The following is an 18,993-nucleotide window of genomic DNA, read 5'->3' on the forward strand; positions in this document are numbered from 1 at the left end:
CGACAGGAGACAAGCCATGAGCCACAAAGAAACCGCCCCGCCGCCGGACCGATTCAACTTCGCTCGCCATCTGATCGAGGTCAACGCCGGTCGCAGCGACAAGACCGCGCTGATCGACGACGCGGGCACCCTCACCTACGGCCAGCTGGCCGACCAGGTGCAGCGCTGCTCGGCCGCGCTGACCGCGCTGGGCCTGCGCCGCGAAGACCGCGTGCTGCTGCTGATGCACGACAGCAGCGACTGGATCGTGAGCTTCCTGGGGGCGTTGCACGCGGGCGTGGTGCCGGTGTGCGTGAACACCCTGCTGACCGCCAAGGACTACGCCTACATGCTGGCCGACAGCCGCGCACAGGCCGCGCTGGTGTCGGGCCTGCTGCTGCCCACGCTGCAGACCGCGCTGGCCGATGGCCGGCACGAAGTGAAACAGCTGATCGTCTCGCGCAGCAAGGACCCGCTGCCCGAGGGCGCGCACGACTGGGCGACGCTGGTGGCGTCCACCGCGCCGGGCGCCGGCGCCAACACGCATGGCGACGAACCCGCGTTCTGGCTCTATTCCAGCGGCTCCACCGGCGCCCCCAAGGGCACGGTGCACACCCAGGCCAACCTCTACTGGACGGCCGAGCTGTATGGCAAGGACGTGCTTCGGCTCAGGGAAAGCGATGTCGTGTTCTCGGCCGCCAAGCTGTTCTTCGCCTACGGCCTGGGCAATGCGCTGTCGTTCCCGCTGTCGGTCGGCGCCAGCGTGGTGCTGATGGCCGAACGGCCCACGCCGCAGGCCTGCTTCCAGCGCATGACGCAGCACCAGCCGACCGTGTTCTACGGCGCGCCCACCGGCTACGGCGGCATGCTGGCCGCGCCCGACCTGCCGGCCAAAAGCGCGGTGTCGCTGCGCCTGTGCTCGTCGGCCGGCGAGGCGCTGCCGCGCGACATCGGCGAGCGCTGGACCGCGCACTTCGGCTGCGAAATCATCGACGGCATCGGCTCGACCGAGATGCTGCACATCTTCCTGTCCAACAAGCCCGGCGACGTGCGCTACGGCACCACCGGCAAGGCCGTGCCCGGCTACGAAGTGCAGCTGCGCGACGAAGACGGCAGCGTCGTCACCACCCACAACCAGATCGGCGACCTCTACATCCAGGGTCCGAGCGCCGCGCTGATGTACTGGAACAACCGCGGCAAGTCGCGCGACACCTTCCAGGGCAACTGGACCAAGAGCGGCGACAAGTACCTGCGCGACCCCGACGGCTACTACACCTACGCCGGCCGCAACGACGACATGCTCAAGGTCAGCGGCATCTATGTGAGCCCGTTCGAGGTCGAGGCCACGCTGGTGCAGCACCCGGCGGTGCTGGAGGTGGCGGTGATCGGCAAGAACGACGGCGAGGGCCTGACCAAGACCAAGGCCTTCGTGGTGCTCAAGCCCGGCCAGCAGGCCACCGAGGCCGAGCTGCAGGCCTTCGTGAAGGAGAAGCTCGCGCCCTACAAATACCCGCGCTTCATCGAGTTCGTGAGCGAGCTGCCCAAGACCGCCACCGGCAAGATCCAGCGCTTCAAGCTGCGCGAGCTGGAGAACCAGCGGCTGTTCGTCAGCCACTGATTCCCGCTGCACCACCGCCCATCGGCCGCTCCGGCCCGGTCCCGGGAAAACCCGGTGCCGGGCCGCTTGCATTGGTTTTTCAACATAACCAAACTCCCGTCATCACACCACATACAAAGGAGACGGCATGGTGAAGCGGTGGATCGGCGCGTGTGTCTGGCTGTTGGCCACGACCGCGTTCGCGGGCGACGACGGGGTGAGTGCGACGGAAATCCGGCTCGGTGCCTCCCAGGTGCTGACCGGTCCGCTGGGACCGCAGACCGTCCAGTACGGCGAGGGCGCACGGTTGCTGTTCGACGCCGTCAACGCGGCTGGCGGCATCCACGGCCGCAAGATCAGCTTCACCACGATCGACGACGCCTTCGACCCCAGGCGCGCCGTGGAGAACACCCGCAAGCTGATCGAGGAGCAGAAGGTCTTCATGCTGTTCAACAGCACCGGCACCGCCCAGACGGCCGCCGTGCTGCCGCTGCTCAAGGAGTCGAAGACCGTGCTGTTCGGTCCGGTGACGGGCGCCTCCTCGCTGCGCGAAGGCGCCAACCCCTACCTGTTCCATGTGCGGGCGGGCTACGCCAGCGAAACCGAGAAGATCGTCACCCAGCTCAAGCAGCTCGGCGTCCAGCGGGTGGCTTTTTTCTACCAGGACGACGGTCTGGGCAAGACGCTGCTGGGCGAAATCAGGAAGGCTTCGGCGGCCGAGAACCTGCCGCTGGTGGCGGAGATCAAGGTCGACCCCGCCGCGCCCGATTTCGCGGCGGCGGCCGTCGCCACCGCGCAGGCCAATCCACAGGCCGTGATCGTGGGCACCGCCGGCCTGACCTTTCCCAGCTACGCCAAGGCGGTGCTGGCCACGTCGGCTCGCCCGGTGTTCTACGGCTATTCGGTCGCCAGCCTGGACGTGATCAACCGCGAACTCAAGGACAAGGCGCGCGGCATCATCCTCGCGCAGATCATGCCTTCGCTGCGCAACACCACCATCCCGGTGGTGGCCGAGTACCAGAAGCTGCTGTCGGCAAAGTCGACCGCCGCCCAACCCTCGGCCTCGCAGTTCGAGGGCTTCGTACATGCAAGGCTGCTGGTCGAAGGCCTGCGCCGCACCGGGCGCGACCTGAGCACGGCCAGTTTCGTGCGGACCATGGAAGGCGCGGGGGAAATCGCCTTCGGCCGCTTCACGGCCCGGTATTCCCCGCAATCACACAACGGCTCCGACTACGTGGAGCTGGCGATCATCGACGCCGAAGGGCGCCTGCGCTACTGATCAGGTGTCCTTGGAGATCTTGATCGACGGGAACTTGCTGGAAAAGTCCTTGGCGCGGGCCGCGATCTTGATCGCCACCTGGCGCGCCACCGTCCGGTAGATGCCGGCGATCTCGCTGTCGGGGTCGGCCACCACGGTGGGCCGGCCGCTGTCGGCCTGCACGCGGATGCTCATGTTCAGCGGCAGCTCGCCCAGGAAGTCCATGCCGTACTCGGCCGCCATCTTCTTGCCGCCTTCGGCACCGAAGATGTGTTCGGTGTGACCGCAGTTCGGGCAGCAGTAGACCGCCATGTTCTCGACGATGCCCAGGATGGGCACGCCCACCTTCTCGAACATCTTGATGCCCTTGCGCGCGTCCAGCAGGGCGATGTCCTGCGGCGTGGTCACGATCACCGCGCCGGTGATGGGCACGCGCTGGCTGAGCGTGAGCTGGATGTCGCCGGTGCCCGGCGGCATGTCGACGATCAGGTAGTCCAGATCCTTCCAGTTGGTCTGGCGCAGCAGCTGCTCCAGCGCCTGGGTGGCCATGGGGCCGCGCCAGATCATGGCCTCGTCCTTGTCGACCAGGAAGCCGATGGAGCTGACCTGGATCCCGTGGTTTTCCAGCGGTTCCATGGTCTTGCCGTCGGTGCTCTCGGGCCGGCCCTCGATGCCCATCATCATGGGCTGGCTGGGGCCGTAGATGTCGGCGTCCAGGATGCCGACCCGGGCACCCTCGGCGGCCAGCGCCAGCGCCAGGTTCACGGCGGTGGTGCTCTTGCCCACGCCGCCCTTGCCCGAGGCGACGGCGATGATGTTCTTGACGCTGGGCAGCAGCTGCACGCCGCGCTGCACCGCGTGCGCCACGATCCTGACCGACAGGTTGACCGACACGTTTTCCACACCGGGCACCGACCGGGCGGCCTCGATGAGCGCGCGGCGCAGGGCCGGGATCTGGCTCTTGGCGGGATAACCCAGCTCCACGTCGAAGGACACATCGCCGTGGTCGGCCTGCAGGTTCTTTAGCGCCTTGGTGGACACGAAGTCCTTGCCGGTGTTGGGATCGGTGACCGCCTGCAGGGCGGCAAGCAGCGCTTGGGTGTCGACGGCCATGGAACGGGCTCTCCGGGGAACGGGGGTGGGGGTATGAAGAATCGGACCGAAGTCTAACGGTGTCGGCATGCCCCGCCTAAAATTGCGGGTTACCTTGCAGAAAGAATCTCGCCATGAGCCAGCGACGCCTGTTCGTCACCACCGCCCTGCCCTACGCCAACGGCCATTTCCACATCGGCCACATCATGGAATACATCCAGGCCGACATCTGGGTGCGGTTCCAGCGCATGCAGGGCCATGAGGTGCATTTCGTCTGCGCCGACGACACGCACGGCGCGCCGATCATGATCGCGGCCGAAAAGGCCGGCAAGACACCGCAGCAGTTCGTGGCCGACATCGCCGCCGGCCGCAAGCCCTACCTGGACGGCTTCCACATCGGTTTTGACAACTGGCACAGCACCGACGGCCCGGAAAACCACGAGCTGGCCCAGGCCGTCTACCGCGACCTGCGGGCCAACGACCTGATCGAGACCCGCACCATCGAACAGTTCTTCGACCCCGAGAAGAACATGTTCCTGCCCGACCGCTTCATCAAGGGCGAATGCCCCAAGTGCGGCGCGAAAGACCAGTACGGCGACAACTGCGAAGTCTGCGGTGCCGTCTATGCGCCCACCGAGCTGAAAAACCCGTACTCGGCCCTGTCCGGCGCCACGCCGGTGCTGAAGAATTCGGAGCACTTCTTCTTCAAGCTGTCCGACCCGCGCTGCCTGGCCTTCCTGGACCAGTGGACGCAGAGCGGCGCGGTGCAGCCCGAAGTGCTCAACAAGATCAGCGAATGGATCGAGCCCGGCGAAGACGGCAAGCCCAAGATGGGCGACTGGGACATCAGCCGCGACGCGCCCTACTTCGGCATCGAAATCCCCGACGCCCCGGGCAAGTACTTCTACGTCTGGCTGGACGCGCCGATCGGCTACCTGGCCTCGCTCAAGAACTACTTTGGCAAGACCGGCCGCGACTACGACGCCTTCATGGCCGACCCCGCCACCGAGCAGTACCACTTCATCGGCAAGGACATCATCACCTTCCACACCCTGTTCTGGCCCGCGATGCTGAAGTTCAGCGGCCGCAAGGTGCCCAACAAGGTGTTCGTGCACGGCTTCCTCACCATCAACAACGGCGAGAAGATGAGCAAGAGCCGGGGCACCGGCCTGAACCCGCTGAAGTACCTGGACCTGGGCATGAACCCCGAGTGGCTGCGCTACTACCTGGCGGCCAAGCTGTCGGGCAAGAACGAAGACGTGGACTTCAATCGCGACGACTTCATGCTGCGCGTCAACAGCGACCTGGTGGGCAAGTACATCAACATCGCCTCGCGCGCGGCCGGTTTCATCGCCAAGCGCTTTGAAGGCAAGCTGGGAACCGTGTCGGCCGACGGCGACGCGCTGCTGGACCACCTGCAGAGCCTGGCCCCCACGGTGACCGAGCTGTACGCCGAGCGCGAATACGGCAAGGCCCTGCGCGAAATCATGCAACTGGCCGACCGGGTGAACGCCTACGTGGACCAGAACAAGCCCTGGGAACTGGCCAAGCAGGACGGCATGGACGGCCGTCTGCAGGACGTGTGCAGCACCTGCATCGAAGCCTTCCGCCTGATCTCGCTCTACCTCAAGCCGGTGCTGCCAGCGCTGGCCGAGAACGTGGAAGCCTTCCTGCAGGTCGCGCCGCTGACCTTCGCCGACGCCGGCCGCCTGCTGGGTGCCGGTCATGCCATCGGCGCCTACCAGCACCTGATGCAGCGGGTGGACATCAAGCAGCTCGACGCCCTGTTCGAGCCGCCGCCGGCCCCCGAAGAACCCAAGACCGTGCCGGGTGGCGAAGAGATCGCCCCGACCATCTCCATCGACGACTTCGCCAAGGTCGACCTGCGCATCGCGCAGATCGTCAAGTGCGAAGCGGTCGAAGGCTCGACCAAGCTGCTGCGCCTGACGCTGGACGTGGGCGAAGGCCGCACGCGCAACGTGTTCAGCGGCATCGCCAGCATGTACAAGCCGGAAGACCTGGAAGGCAAGCTGACCGTGATGGTCGCCAACCTGGCGCCGCGCAAGATGAAGTTCGGCGTCAGCGAAGGCATGGTGCTGGCCGCCAGCCACGCCGATGAAAAGGCACAGCCCGGCATCCACGTGCTGCAGCCCTGGCCGGGCGCGACGCCCGGCATGCGCATCCACTGAGACTCAGCGTGCCCGGTCGAGATCGGGATCGGGCACGCTCATCGTCGACAGCACCCGCAGGTCGGGGTTAAACACCACCGTGAAGACCTTGGAATCGCTCTCGTTCGGACCGTCGCGCCAGCGCCAGTCGTAGTGCGTTTCCTTCTTCAGGTCGTAGGTGGTGATCTTCATCGGTTTGCCCAGCAGCTTGCGCACCGCTTCCATCGGCATGCCCGGCTGGATCTGCGCGAAGGTGCGCGGGTTGAGCACCTGCTTGAGCGCCGCCATCTTGCCGTCCGGCCCGATGGTGATCTGGTAGTTCTGGTAGCCCGCCGGCTGGCGGTTGTACTCGTAGATCTGTGCGCCGTCCGGCCCGTCCCAGACTGCTTCGGGCGGCCCGAATTTTTCCTTCACATCGGCTTCGGTCGACACGCCTTCCTCGAGCTCGCCGATGGCGCGCTGGTCGCAGGCGGCGAGCGCCAGCAGGGTGAAGACCAGGCAAAGGCCCGTGCGAATCCGCTCCCGCATCGTCAGTGTCATTGAGTGCATGGTGAACACCGGACAGTGAAAAATCCAGTGTAAACCTGCACAAGCCTTGATCTGTGCGGCATCCGGGTCCGTATCACGCAGTAACATTTGCCGATGCTGAACAACCTGCCCCCGCTGGCGCCGTTCCGGCCGCGACTGCTGCAAGACCTTCGTGGCTACAACGGCGAGAAGCTCGGGCGCGACATGGGCGCGGGCGCCACGGTCGGCATCGTCGCCCTGCCGCTGGCCATGGCCTTTGCGATTGCCAGCGGCCTCAAACCCGAAGCCGGACTGTGGACGGCCATCATCGCCGGCTTCCTGATCTCGGCCCTGGGCGGGACCTCGGTGCAGATCGGCGGCCCGGCCGGCGCCTTCATCGTCATCGTCTACGGCATCGTAGAGCGCTACGGCGTGGCCAACCTGCTGATCGCCACCGCCAGCGCGGGCGTTCTGCTGTTTCTGCTCGGCCTGTTCCGGCTCGGCACCCTGGTGCGCTATGTGCCGGTGAGCGTGGTGATCGGCTTCACCAACGGCATCGCGGTGCTGATCGCGCTGTCGCAGGTGCGCGACTGGCTGGGGCTGGACATTGCCAAGATGCCGGGCGATTTCTTCAGCCAGATCGGCACCATCGCGCACCACCTCGGCAGCTTCAATCCCTACGCCTTCGGGCTCGGCGCGCTGTGCGTGATCGGCCTGTTTGTCTGGCCGCGGCTGTGGGCGGTGGACTCGCAGTTCCGCCGCCAGCTCGAACAGGTCGACACCATGAGCGCGCTCAAGGCCACCTCGCGGCTGCCCGCGCCGGTGGTCGCCCTGGTCACGCTGTCGCTGCTGGCCTGGGCCATGAAGCTGCCGGTCGAGACCATCGGCACCCGTTTCGGCGGCATTCCGCAAGGCCTGCCGGCGCTGGCTCTGCCCGAGTTCTCCTGGCAGACCGCCAAGCAGCTGGTCACGCCGACGCTGACGATCGCGCTGCTGGGCGCCATCGAATCGCTGCTCTGTGCGCGGGTGGCCGACCAGCTCAGCGACACCCCCAAGCACGACCCGAACCAGGAACTGATGGCCCAGGGCGTGGCGAACTTCGTGGTGCCGTTCTTCGGCGGCATGCCGGCCACCGGCACCATCGCCCGCACCGTGACCAACATCCGCTCCGGCGCGGTATCGCCCATCGCGGGCATCGTGCACGCGGCCACGCTGGCGGCCGTGGTGCTGATCGCAGCGCCGCTGGCGCAGCACATTCCGCTGGCGGTGCTGGCCGGCGTTCTGCTGTTCGTGGCCTGGAACATGGGGGAATGGCGCGAATTCGGCCGCCTCAGGCACTTCAGCAACCACTACCGGCTGATGATGCTGTCGACCTTCCTGGTGACCATCGTGTTCGACCTGACGGTGGCGGTCGAGCTGGGTCTGGTGCTGGCCTGCCTGCTGTTCGTGCGCCGCCAGAGCGACATCTTCCGCGCCGATCCGCTGCCGCAGCAGCATCCGGGCCTGGTGCAGTTCCGTCTCTATGGCTCGCTGTTTTTCGGCGCTGTGTCCAAGATCGATCCGATCGTGTCGGTGGTGGAGACATCGCCGGCCGGGGTCCGGGTCGAGCTGGATGCCGGCCAGCTGATTTCGCTCGACACGTCCGGACTGGATGCCCTGGAGCAATTGCACAAGCTGGTCGGCAAACGCGGCGGCCAGCTGGTGCTCAACCACCTCAACCCCCAGCCGAACTCGCTGATCGAACGCTCCGGCTTTGGCGCCCGCCTGCGGGGCGAGAACACTGGCGCCGGGCACGCCTGAGCACCCGGACCGGTAAAATCAGCGGATTCTGCTGTCATCGCCTCCGCGCAACCCCGACATGAACATCTTCGGCCGCCCCCACTACACCTCCGACGCGACGCAATTCATCGACCAGCTCAAGGCCAGCCGCCCCGAACTGGAACAGGGCCAGCGCGAAGGCCGTGCCCTGCTGTGGGACCAGGCGGTCGACCGCGACCTGCAGGCCCAGGCGCAGGCCGCCAGCGTGCCCCAGCAGCCCTACGTCTACCAGACCAAACCGGACCCGCACTGAGCCGGCTTGACCCGAACCCGCGATGAGCAACGAGGCCGGCACGCTTGACGCGGCCCCGGAGGGGCTGGATGCCGTCTTGCCCGAGGTGATCGACCAGGTGGCCTTGGCGCGCCTGTACGGCGAGCCGCTGTTCTCCATGCCGCGGGACCTCTACATCCCGCCCGACGCCCTGCAGGTGTTCCTCGAAGCCTTCGAAGGCCCGCTGGACCTGCTGCTCTACCTGATCCGCAAGCAGAACTTCAACATCCTCGACATCCCGATGGCGGGAGTCACGCGGCAGTACCTGAGCTACGTGGACGAAATCCGTTCCAGCAACCTCGAACTCGCGGCCGAATACCTGCTCATGGCGGCCATGCTGATCGAGATCAAGTCGCGCATGCTGCTGCCGCCGAAGAAGACGGCCGAGGGCGAAGAAGCCGAAGACCCGCGCGCCGAGCTGGTGCGCCGCCTGCTCGAATACGAACAGATGAAGCTGGCGGCCCAGCGCCTGGCGGATGCGCCGCAGTACGGCCGCGACTTCCTGCGCGCACAGATCTATGTCGAGCAGGCGCTGCAGCCCCGCTTCCCCGAGGTGAGCGCGGTGGACCTGCAGTCGGCCTGGCGCGACATCATGAAACGCGCCAAGCTGGTCCAGCACCACAAGATCAGCCGCGAAGAACTTTCGGTGCGCGAGCACATGAGCATCGTGCTGCGCCAGCTGCAGGGTCGCAAGTTCGTCGAATTCGGCGACCTGTTCGATCCCTCGCGCGGCGCGCAGGTGATGGTGGTCACCTTCATCGCCATGCTTGAACTGGCCAAGGAAACCCTGATCGAACTGACCCAGGCCGAAGCCTTCGCACCCATCTACGTGCGCCTGGCCTACACCCCCGCATCATGACCACCCATTCTTTCGACGTCCTCATCATCGGCAGCGGCCTGGCCGGCCTGACCGCTGCCCTCAAGCTGGCCCCCACGCACCGCGTGGCCGTGGTGACCAAGCGCGGCATCTCCGACGGCTCCAGCAACTGGGCGCAGGGCGGCATCGCCGCGGTGCTGGCCGAAGGCGACAGCTACGCGTCCCACGTGGACGACACCCTGGTCGCCGGCGCAGGCCTGTGCGACCTGGAAGCGACACAGTTCACGGTCGAGAATGCGCCCGGCGCGATCGCCTGGCTGCAGGAACTGGGCGTGCCGTTTTCGACCGAGAACGGCGAGCTGCACCTGACCCGCGAAGGCGGCCACACCCACCGCCGCATCGTGCACGCCACCGACGCCACCGGCGCCGCCGTGCAGACCACGCTGAGCAACCTGGCCCGCAAGACCCCCGGCATCACGTTCTTCGAGAACCACATGCTGGTGGACCTGATCACCGACGCCAAGCTGCCCGGCCACAAGCCCGGCGACGGCACCCTGCGCTGCCACGGCGCCTATGTGCTGGATGTGGACCGCGACGAGGTCGAAACCTTCAACGCGCCGCACACCATCCTGGCCACCGGCGGCGCCGGCAAGGTGTATCTCTACACGACCAACCCCGACACCGCGACCGGCGACGGCATCGCGGCCGGCTGGCGCGCCGGTTGCCGGGTCGGCAACATGGAATTCATCCAGTTCCACCCGACCTGCCTCTACCACCCGCACGTCAAGAATTTCCTCATCACCGAGGCGGTGCGCGGCGAAGGCGGCCAGCTCAAGCTGCCGCCGCACCTGGGCGGCCACCGCTTCATGCCCGACCACGACCCGCGCGCCGAACTGGCGCCGCGCGACATCGTGGCCCGCGCCATCGACTACGAGATGAAGAAGCACGGGCTGGACTGCGTGCACCTGGACATCTCGCACAAGAGCCCCGAGTTCCTGCGGGAGCACTTCCCCAACATCCTGGCGCGTTGCGCCGAGCTGGGCATCGACATCACCAGGGAGCCGATCCCGGTCGTGCCGGCCGCGCACTACACCTGCGGCGGCGTGGTCACCGACCTGTCGGGCCGCACCGACATCGACGGCCTGTATGCCGTCGGCGAAACCACCTGCACCGGCCTGCACGGCGCCAACCGCCTGGCCAGCAACTCGCTGGTCGAGTGCATGGTGTTCGCGCAGGCTGCCGTGAAGGCGATCCACACCGCGCCTGCGGCCGCCCGGCCCGAGATCCCCCTCTGGGACGCCAGCCGGGTCAAGGACGCCGACGAGCAGGTCGTGATCTCGCACAACTGGGACGAGCTGCGCCGCTTCATGTGGGACTACGTGGGCATCGTGCGCACCAACAAGCGGCTGGAGCGCGCGGCGCACCGCATTGCCCTGCTGCAGGGTGAAATCCAGGAGTTCTACGCCCAGTTCCACGTCACCCGAGACCTGCTGGAGCTGCGCAACCTGGTCCAGGTCGCCGACCTGATCGTGATGTCGGCCATGCTGCGGCGCGAAAGCCGCGGCCTGCACTACAGCCTGGACTACCCCGAGAAGCTGCCCGAAGCGCGCCCGACGATCCTCGTGCCCCCTGCGAGGTGATGCGCCTCAGGCTACAGTAGCGGGATGACCACCACCGCCGCGCCCGGCAGCCTCTCGCCCCCTGCACCGCAGGCCCACCCCGCCGCCCACGGCGCGGCAGCGGCGAGCTTTGCTGCCCTGCTGGGCCGGCTGGAGTACCTCGGCGCGGCCGACATCGAGAACATCCGGCGCGCCTACCGCTTCGCCGACGAGGCCCATCTGGGCCAGTTGCGCAAGAACGGCGATCCCTACATCACCCACCCGATCGCCGTCGCGGCGCAATGCGCCGAATGGAAGCTCGACGCGCAGGCCCTGATGGCGGCGCTGATGCACGACGCCATGGAAGACTGCGGCGTCAGCAAGACCGAGCTGGTCGAGCGCTTCGGCGCACCAGTGGCCGATCTGGTCGACGGCCTGACCAAGCTGGAGAAGCTGGCCTTTGACACGCGCGAGCAGAACCAGGCCGAGTCCTTCCGCAAGATGCTGCTGGCGATGGCCAAGGACGTGCGGGTCATCCTGATCAAGCTGGCCGACCGCACCCACAACATGCGGACCATGGGCGACATGCCCCGCAGCAAGTGGGAGCGCATCAGCAGCGAGACGCTGGAAATCTACGCGCCGATCGCCCACCGCCTGGGCCTGAATTTCACCTACCGCGAGCTGCAGGACCTGTCGTTCCGCTTCCTGCACCCCTGGCGCTACGAGATCCTGTCCAAGGCGCTGAACAAGTCCCGCACCCGCCGCAAGGACCTGATCGCCCGTGTGCAGCGCGAGGTCGAGGGCGCCTTCGCTCGCCAGGGCATGTCCGTGCGCATCGTCGGCCGCGAGAAGACGCTGTATTCGGTCTACCGCAAGATGGACAGCAAGCACCTGTCGTTCTCGCAGGTGACCGACATCTACGGCTTCCGCATCGTCGTGCCCGACCTGACCGACTGCTACACCGGCATGGGTCTGCTGCACCAGCTCTACAAGCCGGTGCCGGGCAAATTCCGCGACTACGTGGCCATTCCCAAGGTCAACGGCTACCAGTCGCTGCACACCACCCTCATCGGCCCGTTCGGCACCAACATCGAGTTCCAGCTGCGCACGCACGCCATGGACGTGGTGGCAGAGTCCGGCGTGGCCGCCCACTGGCTCTACAAGGCCAACGAGCCAGGCAGCGACACCACGCAGCGCCTGGGCACTCAGTGGCTGCAGTCGCTGCTGGACATCCAGCAGGAGACCCACGACGCCAGCGAGTTCTGGGACCACATCAAGATCGACCTGTTCCCCGATGCGGTCTATGTCTTCACGCCGCAGAGCAAGATCCTGGCGCTGCCGCGTGGCGCCACGGTGATGGACTTCGCCTACGCCATCCACAGCGGCGTCGGCAACCGCGCCGTCGCCGCCCGCATCAACGGCGAGCAGCGGCCACTGCGCACCGAACTGTCCAACGGCGACGTGGTCGAGATCGTCACCGCGGAGAACGCCGAACCCAATCCGGCCTGGCTGTCCTTCGTCAAGACCGGTCGCGCGCGCTCCAAGATCCGCCACCACCTCAAGACCCTGGCGCAGGAAAAATCGCACCAGCTGGGTGAACGCATGCTGGAGCAGGCACTGCGTTCCGAAGGCATCGCCAGCCTGCCGACCGCAGACGGCGAACACAAGGCCACCTGGGACAAGCTGCTGCGCTTCACCGGCAACAAGTCGCGCGAAGAGCTGCTGTCCGACATCGGCATGGGCAAACGCATCGCCAGCATGGTCGGCAAGAAGCTGGCTGTGTTGCTGTCCGAAACCGGCCTCAAGCCTGATGCCGTGCTCATCAGCACCGAGCGCTACGCCGCCGGGCAGGACGAGTCGGTGTCGCAGGGTGTGGTCAGCCTGGACGGCAGCGAAGGCCTGTCGGTGCAATACGCGCGCTGCTGCCAGCCGATTCCCGGTGACCGCATCGTCGGGTACCTTGGCCGAGGCGAAGGCCTGATCGTGCACTCCGACGACTGCCCGACCGGCCGGCGCCTGCTGGCGCGCGATGGCGAGCGTTTCCTGCAGGTCGAATGGGCCGACGAACCGGTGCGGCCGTTCGAGACCACCGTGGTGGTGACCGTGGCCGATGGCAAGGGTGTGCTGGCGCGGGTGGCCTCGGCCATCGCGGCGGCCGAAGCCGACATCACCCACGTCGACATGGGCGATGAACCGGCCCAGACCGCCACCGACATCCGCTTCTCGATCGCGGTGCGTGACCGGGGACACCTGGCCGAGGTGCTGCGCAGCCTCAAGCGCACCCCCTCGGTGATCAAGGCCCAGCGGTTCCGGGCCGCCTGACGCGCCGGCTCAGGCTGCGGGCGCCGGATAGCTGACGGCCAGGACTTCCAGTTCCTGGCTGCCGCCAGGCACCACCAGACGCACCAGGTCACCGACCCTGGCCTTCAATAAGGCTCTCGCCACCGGCGACACCCAGCTGATCTCGTGACGCGCGCTCTCGGCCTCGTCGACACCGAGGATGGTCACCGTGGTCTCCTTGCCATCGTCGTCCGCATAGGTCACGGTGGCGCCGAAAAACACCTGGTCGCCACCATGGTGCAGCGAACTGTCCACCACCTCGGCAATTTCGAGCCGGCGGGTGAGGAAACGGATGCGGCGATCGATTTCGCGCAGGCGCTTCTTGCCGTAGAGGTAGTCGCCGTTCTCGGACCGGTCACCGTTGCTCGCAGCCCAGTGCACGATCTCGACGATGCGTGGCCGCTCTTCGTCGATCAGCGCCATCAACTCGGCACGCAGGCGGTCGTAACCCGCCCGGGTGATGTAGTTCACCCCGGTCGGCAGCACCGCCGGTTCGGGCAGCTCGTCGTCTGCGTCGGAGTCGGTTTCGCGGGTGAATGCTTTGCTCATGGAAGAACGGCTCGAAGAGAACGTTTCGGAGCGGAAAAGAAAAAAGCCCGCAGCTTGTGGCTGCGGGCTTTTCGTTTGGTGCGGCTGGCAGGAATCGAACCCACGACCCCTTGGTTCGTAGCCAAGTACTCTATCCAGCTGAGCTACAGCCGCGAAGACATGCATTGTAGCACGGTTTTTTGGTAGGCCGTGTTGGGCTTGAACCAACGACCAAAGGATTATGAGTCCTCTGCTCTGACCAACTGAGCTAACGGCCCGACAAGGCCCGGATTGTAGGGGGGCAGAGACCGCATCGCGGCGCGGTGTGCGGCCCGGTTCTACTTGTGGCTCAGCGCGTTGCTCACCAGTTTGGCGGTCACATCGACGATCTGGATCATGCGGTCGTAGGGCATGCGCTGTGGCCCGATCACGCCCAGTGTGCCCACCACCTGACCATCCACCTCATACGGCGCGGTGACCACCGAAAGATCCTCGAACGGCACGACATGGCTCTCCCCGCCGATGTAGATGCGCACGCCATCGGCCTGCGACGACACGTCCATCAGGCGGATCAGCTGGGTCTTCTGCTCGAACAGGTCGAAGAGTTGTCGCAGGTGTCCCATGTCATTGGAGAACTCGCTCACCGACAGCAGGTTGCGCTCGCCCGACACCACCACGTCCTCCTGCTGGGTGTCGGCTTCGGCGCCGATGTCGACGGCCGCCTGCATCAGCGAGGCGATTTCGCCGCGCAAGGCTTCAACCTCGTTGCGCAGCCGGCCGCGCACCTCTTCCATCGTCAGGCCCGCGTAGTGGGCATTGAGGAAATTGGCGGCCTCCAGCAACTGGGACTGACTGAAGCTGACCTGGGTATGGATGATCCGGTTCTGCACATCGCCGTCGGGCGACACCAGGATGACCAGCACACGGCGGTCCGACAGGCTCAGGAATTCGATGTGGCGAAACACAGAGGCGCGGCGCGGCGCCATCACCACGCCCACGTACTGCGACAGACTCGACAGCATCTGGGCGGCATGGCTGATCACGCGTTGCGGCTGGTCACCGGCCTCGATGCCGGCCGACCCCATGCTCTGCGCGCTCGCGAATCCGTCGCGCCGCACTGTGAGCATGGTGTCGACGAACAGCCGGTAGCCGCGCGCCGTGGGAATGCGGCCTGCGGACGTGTGGGGACTGGCGATCAGACCCAGCTCTTCCAGGTCGCTCATCACATTGCGGATGGTCGCCGGCGACAGCTCCATGCCGGCCGCCTTGGCCAGCGTGCGCGAGCCCACCGGCTGGCCGTCGGCGATGTAGCGCTCGACCAGGGTCTTGAGAAGGAGTTTGGAGCGATCGTCCAGCATGGCTTCATTTTACGGACCACACACCCTTGCGCGGTCCCGCACGGAGCAAGGGTTTGTGGGGGGCGAGACACAGCGGCCCCCTATGTTGTAATTTGTGCATGACCCAGCCAGATTCCAGCCGCCAAGCGGCCCCCTCACCGGGGAAACGCCAGCGATTCGCACACGTTGCCGTGGTCGGCAAATACCAGGCACCGGGTTCTCGCAAGGTGGTGGAAGAGCTGGCCGAGTTCCTGCACGACGAAGGCTGCGAGGTTTCGCTGGAACAGGAAACCGCGCTCAACACCGGCCTGCTGCAGTACCCGGCGCTGGATGTGCCGGCGATGGGCAAGACCATCGACCTGGCGCTGGTGATCGGTGGCGACGGCACCATGCTGGGCATCGGACGGCAGCTGGCTCGCTACGGTGTGCCGCTGGTGGGCATCAACCAGGGGCGCCTGGGCTTCATCACCGACATTCCGCTGGAGAGCTACCGCGACAACTTGCGAGCCATCCTGCGCGGCGAGTTCGAGGAAGACCCCCGCGCGCTGATGGCCGCCAGCGTCTGGCGCGACGGGCGCTGCGTGTTCGAGGCCACGGCGCTCAACGACGTGGTGGTCAACCGCGGCGGCGTGGCCAGCATGATCGAGCTGCGGGTCGAGGTCGACGGCCATTTCGTGGCCAACCAGCGCGCCGACGGCCTGATCATCGCCTCGTCCACCGGTTCCACCGCCTATTCGCTCTCGGCCGGCGGCCCGCTGTTGCATCCGGCCGTCGGCGGCTGGATCATGGTGCCGATCGCACCGCACACCCTGTCCAACCGCCCCATCGTGCTGCCTGCGCATTGCGAGGTGGCGGTCGAGATCGTCTCGGGCAAGGACGCCAGCGCCAACTTCGACATGCAGTCGCTCACCAGCCTGCTGCACGGCGACCGCATCGTGGTCCGGCGCTCGGAACACACACTGCGCCTGCTCCATCCGTTGGGCTGGAGCTACTTCGACACCCTGCGCAAGAAGCTGCACTGGAACGAAGGCGCGTGAGAGCGTTCAGAATACGGGGCTCTCAACCTCCGTTTGTTCCGAATCGCCCATGAGCCTGCGACGCATCGTCCTGCGTGATTTCGTCATCGTGCCCGCCCTGGACCTCGAACTGGACCAGGGCTTCAACGTGCTCACGGGCGAAACCGGCGCCGGCAAATCCATCCTCATCGACGCGCTCCAGCTGGCCCTGGGCGCCCGCAGCGACAGCGGCGTGGTGCGCGAAGGCGCCCCCCGCTGCGAAGTGGCTGCCGAGTTCGACACGCCGGCCTCGCTCAAGCCATGGCTCGACGAGCAAGGCTTCCAGGCCGACGACGCCTTGCTGCTGCGCCGCACGGTCGACACCGAGGGCCGCAGCCGCGGCTGGATCAACGGCAGCGCGGCCACCATGGCTCAGCTCAAGATCCTGGCCGACCACCTGGTCGACATCCACGGGCAGCACGCCTGGCAGAGCCTGACCCGGGCCGACGCGGTGCGCGGCCTGCTCGACGCCTACGCCGGCGTCGACACCTCGACCGCGGCGGCACTGTGGGGCGCCTGGCGCCAGGCCCGCAAGGCGCTGGAAAGCGCGACCGAGCGCCAGAACACCCTGCAGCAGGAAAGCGACCGGCTGTCCTGGCAGATCGGCGAACTGGACAAACTGCAGCCGCGCGCCGGCGAATGGGAAGAACTCAACGCCCAACACAGCCGCATGGCCAACGCGCAGGGGCTGCAGGACGCGGCCCGCAGCGCGGCCGCTGCGCTGGACGACGACGAAGGCAGCGCAGCCGCCCTGATCCACCGCGCGCTGGGCCTGTTGCAGGGCCAGGCACACCTGGAGCCGATGTTCAACGGCCCCATCGAAGCCCTGCAGGCGGCGCTCGCGCAGGTCGAGGACTCGGTGCGCAGCCTGCACCACTACGAACGCGACACCGATCTCGACCCGAGCGGACTTGAGGCACTCGATCAGCGGCTGTCGCAATGGCTGTCGCTCGCGCGCCGCTACCGCCGCCCGCCAGAGGAACTGGCCGAGCTGCTGGAAGGCTGGAAAAAAGAACTTGAGGGCGTTGGCCAGGCCATGGACCTCGATGCGCTCAAGGCCGCCGAACGCGGCGCCTGGAAGTCCTTCGACACCGAACTGGCCCGCCTGGGCAAGCAGCGGCAACAGGCCGCGCCCAAGCTCTCGAAAGCCGTCACCGCAGCGATGCAGACGCTGGGCATGCAGGGTGGCCGTTTCGAGGTCGCACTGCAGAAGCTGGACGAGCCGCAGGCCCACGGCTGGGAACAGGTCGAATTCCTCGTCGCCGGCCATGCCGGTGTCGCCGCCCGCCCTGTCGGCAAGGTCGCCTCGGGCGGCGAACTCTCGCGCATCGCGCTGGCGATCTCGGTCGTCACCAGCCAGCTGGGGCAGGCCCCGACCCTGATCTTCGACGAGGTCGACTCGGGCATCGGCGGTGCCGTGGCCCACACCGTGGGGCAGCTGCTGCGGCAGCTCGGCCGCGACCGCCAGGTGCTGGCCGTGACCCACCTGCCCCAGGTCGCGGCCTGTGGCGACCACCACCTGCTGGTCAGCAAACGCCTGAGCGGCACCACCACCCATAGCACCGTGTCCGCGATCACCGACGAAGTGCGCGTCGCCGAACTGGCGCGCATGCTCGGCGGCAACGACCGCTCCGAAGTCTCGCTCGCCCACGCCCGTGAGCTGCTCGCCGCATGAACACCGCCACCGCAACGCCCCGCGCGCAGGAGATCCTTGAACTGGTGCTGATCACCGGCATGTCCGGTTCGGGCAAGTCGATCGCCCTCACCGCCCTCGAAGACCTGGGTTACTACTGCGTCGACAACCTGCCGCCCGAGTTGCTGGCCTCCTTCATCGCGCTGGAACAGAGCCACCGCGCCAGCAAGGTCGCCATCGCCATGGACGTGCGCAGCGCTGCCTCGCTGCCCGGGCTGCCCGCGCGGTTGGCCGCGATCCGGCACCAGCCGGGCATGACCATCCACCTGACCACGGTGTTTCTCGATGCGACCACCGACACCCTGGTCAGGCGCTTCTCCGAGACCCGCCGCCGGCACCCTCTGTCGCTCAAGACCTCCGACGACGAGCACCGCGCGCTGACCGACGCGATCGAATACGAACGCGAGCTGCTCTCCGAACTGCGGGACCAGGCCCTGGTGCTCGACACCAGCCTGATCCGCGCGGCCGAACTGCGCAGCCAGATCAAGGACGTGCTCGGCGTGCAGCAGGTGCCGCTGACCCTGGTCTTCGAGTCGTTCGCGTTCAAGCGCGGCATTCCGATGGACGCCGACTTCGTGTTCGACGTGCGCATGCTGCCCAACCCGCACTACGAACCGCTGCTGCGTCCGCTCACCGGGCGCGACGCCCCGGTCGCCGGTTTCCTGGCCATCCAGCCGGAAGTGGCCCAGATGGAGCAGCAGATCGGCGGCTTCCTGCGCCACTGGCTGCCCCAGATGCTGCGGGACCACCGCAGCTACGTGACCGTCGCCATCGGCTGCACCGGCGGGCAGCACCGTTCCGTCTACCTGGTCGAGCAGCTGGCCAAGGCGTTTTCTGCCGAATGGGCGACACGCCTGCGGCACCGCGAGCTCGACAGCTGGCCCGTGGCGGCACGGGCGGCATCCACCCCTCCCGCCCACTGACCGGCCGCCGCC

Annotated in this window: 15 protein-coding genes and 2 tRNA genes; 11 read left to right on the top strand and 6 right to left on the bottom strand. The window is 66.9% G+C overall.

Features of this window, described 5'->3' with window-relative positions; all coding sequences use genetic code 11:
• The first annotated feature begins 16 nt into the window (after positions 1 to 16).
• Positions 17 to 1,597 (top strand): benzoate-CoA ligase family protein, encoded by a 1,581-nt coding sequence (locus ACS5NL_RS07870; protein WP_439353176.1) that lies wholly within the window; start codon positions 17 to 19, stop codon positions 1,595 to 1,597.
• A 127-nt stretch (positions 1,598 to 1,724) separates the two neighbouring features.
• A complete protein-coding gene (locus ACS5NL_RS07875) occupies positions 1,725 to 2,855 on the top strand; it encodes an ABC transporter substrate-binding protein (RefSeq protein ID WP_439353177.1) in 1,131 nt (376 codons plus the stop codon).
• Here the strand turns inward: ACS5NL_RS07875 and apbC are convergent, their stop codons facing one another.
• The gene (apbC, locus tag ACS5NL_RS07880; RefSeq protein WP_439353178.1) at positions 2,856 to 3,947 is read right to left on the bottom strand and encodes an iron-sulfur cluster carrier protein ApbC; all 1,092 of its coding nucleotides are present in this window, start codon (positions 3,945 to 3,947) and stop codon (positions 2,856 to 2,858) included. It abuts the gene before it with no gap.
• A gap of 113 nt (positions 3,948 to 4,060) precedes the next feature.
• Here apbC and metG point away from each other — a divergent pair, with 113 nt between their 5' ends.
• Positions 4,061 to 6,115 (top strand): methionine--tRNA ligase, encoded by a 2,055-nt coding sequence (gene metG, locus ACS5NL_RS07885; RefSeq protein ID WP_439353179.1) that lies wholly within the window; start codon positions 4,061 to 4,063, stop codon positions 6,113 to 6,115.
• 3 nt (positions 6,116 to 6,118) lie between these two features.
• On the opposite strand, the gene bamE is transcribed toward metG, so the two are convergent.
• A complete protein-coding gene (gene bamE, locus ACS5NL_RS07890; protein WP_439353180.1) occupies positions 6,119 to 6,634 on the bottom strand; it encodes an outer membrane protein assembly factor BamE domain-containing protein in 516 nt (171 codons plus the stop codon).
• Between the two features lie 102 nt (positions 6,635 to 6,736).
• Between bamE and ACS5NL_RS07895 the strand changes: the two genes are divergently transcribed.
• Genes ACS5NL_RS07895 through ACS5NL_RS07915 form a run of 5 tightly spaced genes read left to right on the top strand, consistent with a single transcriptional unit; the run spans position 6,737 to position 13,427 of the window.
• Positions 6,737 to 8,401, top strand: a complete 1,665-nt coding sequence (locus tag ACS5NL_RS07895) for a SulP family inorganic anion transporter (RefSeq protein ID WP_439353181.1) — start codon at positions 6,737 to 6,739, stop codon at positions 8,399 to 8,401.
• 58 nt (positions 8,402 to 8,459) lie between these two features.
• The gene (locus ACS5NL_RS07900) at positions 8,460 to 8,672 is read left to right on the top strand and encodes a DUF3460 family protein (protein ID WP_439353182.1); all 213 of its coding nucleotides are present in this window, start codon (positions 8,460 to 8,462) and stop codon (positions 8,670 to 8,672) included.
• Positions 8,673 to 8,694: 22 nt separating this feature from the next.
• Positions 8,695 to 9,549 carry a segregation and condensation protein A gene (locus ACS5NL_RS07905; protein WP_439353183.1) on the top strand — a complete coding sequence of 285 codons (855 nt, stop codon included), beginning with the start codon at positions 8,695 to 8,697 and terminating at the stop codon, positions 9,547 to 9,549.
• Entirely contained in the window at positions 9,546 to 11,147 is a 1,602-nt protein-coding gene (nadB, locus tag ACS5NL_RS07910) for an L-aspartate oxidase (protein ID WP_439353184.1), read from the top strand. The genes ACS5NL_RS07905 and nadB overlap by 4 nt, the downstream gene beginning before the upstream one ends.
• A 24-nt stretch (positions 11,148 to 11,171) precedes the next feature.
• Positions 11,172 to 13,427: a RelA/SpoT family protein gene (locus tag ACS5NL_RS07915; RefSeq protein ID WP_439353185.1), complete on the top strand. Its 2,256-nt coding sequence runs from the start codon at positions 11,172 to 11,174 to the stop codon at positions 13,425 to 13,427.
• A 9-nt stretch (positions 13,428 to 13,436) separates the two neighbouring features.
• On the opposite strand, the gene greB is transcribed toward ACS5NL_RS07915, so the two are convergent.
• The 4 genes from greB to hrcA form a co-directional block, all read right to left on the bottom strand.
• On the bottom strand, positions 13,437 to 13,994 hold the full coding sequence (greB, locus tag ACS5NL_RS07920; protein WP_439353186.1) for a transcription elongation factor GreB: 558 nt from the start codon (positions 13,992 to 13,994) through the stop codon (positions 13,437 to 13,439).
• A 76-nt stretch (positions 13,995 to 14,070) separates the two neighbouring features.
• Positions 14,071 to 14,147: transfer RNA gene (locus tag ACS5NL_RS07925), tRNA-Arg, on the bottom strand.
• 27 nt (positions 14,148 to 14,174) lie between these two features.
• A tRNA-Ile gene (locus tag ACS5NL_RS07930) sits at positions 14,175 to 14,251 on the bottom strand.
• Positions 14,252 to 14,311: 60 nt separating this feature from the next.
• A complete protein-coding gene (gene hrcA, locus ACS5NL_RS07935) occupies positions 14,312 to 15,331 on the bottom strand; it encodes a heat-inducible transcriptional repressor HrcA (RefSeq protein WP_439353187.1) in 1,020 nt (339 codons plus the stop codon).
• Positions 15,332 to 15,429: 98 nt separating this feature from the next.
• On the opposite strand from hrcA, the gene ACS5NL_RS07940 reads away from it, so the two are divergent.
• From ACS5NL_RS07940 to rapZ, 3 genes are read left to right on the top strand one after another with little or no spacing between them, the layout of a single operon-like run.
• Positions 15,430 to 16,347 (top strand): NAD kinase, encoded by a 918-nt coding sequence (locus tag ACS5NL_RS07940; RefSeq protein ID WP_439353188.1) that lies wholly within the window; start codon positions 15,430 to 15,432, stop codon positions 16,345 to 16,347.
• Between the two features lie 49 nt (positions 16,348 to 16,396).
• A complete protein-coding gene (gene recN / locus ACS5NL_RS07945; protein WP_439353189.1) occupies positions 16,397 to 18,040 on the top strand; it encodes a DNA repair protein RecN in 1,644 nt (547 codons plus the stop codon).
• On the top strand, positions 18,037 to 18,981 hold the full coding sequence (gene rapZ, locus ACS5NL_RS07950; protein WP_439353190.1) for an RNase adapter RapZ: 945 nt from the start codon (positions 18,037 to 18,039) through the stop codon (positions 18,979 to 18,981). Before recN ends, rapZ begins: the two co-directional genes overlap by 4 nt.
• Positions 18,982 to 18,993: the final 12 nt, after the last annotated feature.

Origin of the sequence: Hydrogenophaga sedimenti, from assembly GCF_051857515.1 — a bacterium.
Taxonomy (GTDB): Bacteria; Pseudomonadota; Gammaproteobacteria; order Burkholderiales; family Burkholderiaceae_C; genus Hydrogenophaga.

What these genes read in the sequence shown, in the direction of transcription:
- ACS5NL_RS07870 (WP_439353176.1), top strand. Translation starts at nt 17, where the DNA reads ATGAGCCACAAAGAAACCGCCCCGCCGCCGGACCGATTCAACTTCGCT.
- ACS5NL_RS07875 (WP_439353177.1), top strand. Translation starts at nt 1,725, where the DNA reads ATGGTGAAGCGGTGGATCGGCGCGTGTGTCTGGCTGTTGGCCACGACC.
- apbC (WP_439353178.1), bottom strand. Translation starts at nt 3,947, where the DNA reads ATGGCCGTCGACACCCAAGCGCTGCTTGCCGCCCTGCAGGCGGTCACC.
- metG (WP_439353179.1), top strand. Translation starts at nt 4,061, where the DNA reads ATGAGCCAGCGACGCCTGTTCGTCACCACCGCCCTGCCCTACGCCAAC.
- bamE (WP_439353180.1), bottom strand. Translation starts at nt 6,634, where the DNA reads ATGACACTGACGATGCGGGAGCGGATTCGCACGGGCCTTTGCCTGGTC.
- ACS5NL_RS07895 (WP_439353181.1), top strand. Translation starts at nt 6,737, where the DNA reads ATGCTGAACAACCTGCCCCCGCTGGCGCCGTTCCGGCCGCGACTGCTG.
- ACS5NL_RS07900 (WP_439353182.1), top strand. Translation starts at nt 8,460, where the DNA reads ATGAACATCTTCGGCCGCCCCCACTACACCTCCGACGCGACGCAATTC.
- ACS5NL_RS07905 (WP_439353183.1), top strand. Translation starts at nt 8,695, where the DNA reads ATGAGCAACGAGGCCGGCACGCTTGACGCGGCCCCGGAGGGGCTGGAT.
- nadB (WP_439353184.1), top strand. Translation starts at nt 9,546, where the DNA reads ATGACCACCCATTCTTTCGACGTCCTCATCATCGGCAGCGGCCTGGCC.
- ACS5NL_RS07915 (WP_439353185.1), top strand. Translation starts at nt 11,172, where the DNA reads ATGACCACCACCGCCGCGCCCGGCAGCCTCTCGCCCCCTGCACCGCAG.
- greB (WP_439353186.1), bottom strand. Translation starts at nt 13,994, where the DNA reads ATGAGCAAAGCATTCACCCGCGAAACCGACTCCGACGCAGACGACGAG.
- hrcA (WP_439353187.1), bottom strand. Translation starts at nt 15,331, where the DNA reads ATGCTGGACGATCGCTCCAAACTCCTTCTCAAGACCCTGGTCGAGCGC.
- ACS5NL_RS07940 (WP_439353188.1), top strand. Translation starts at nt 15,430, where the DNA reads ATGACCCAGCCAGATTCCAGCCGCCAAGCGGCCCCCTCACCGGGGAAA.
- recN (WP_439353189.1), top strand. Translation starts at nt 16,397, where the DNA reads ATGAGCCTGCGACGCATCGTCCTGCGTGATTTCGTCATCGTGCCCGCC.
- rapZ (WP_439353190.1), top strand. Translation starts at nt 18,037, where the DNA reads ATGAACACCGCCACCGCAACGCCCCGCGCGCAGGAGATCCTTGAACTG.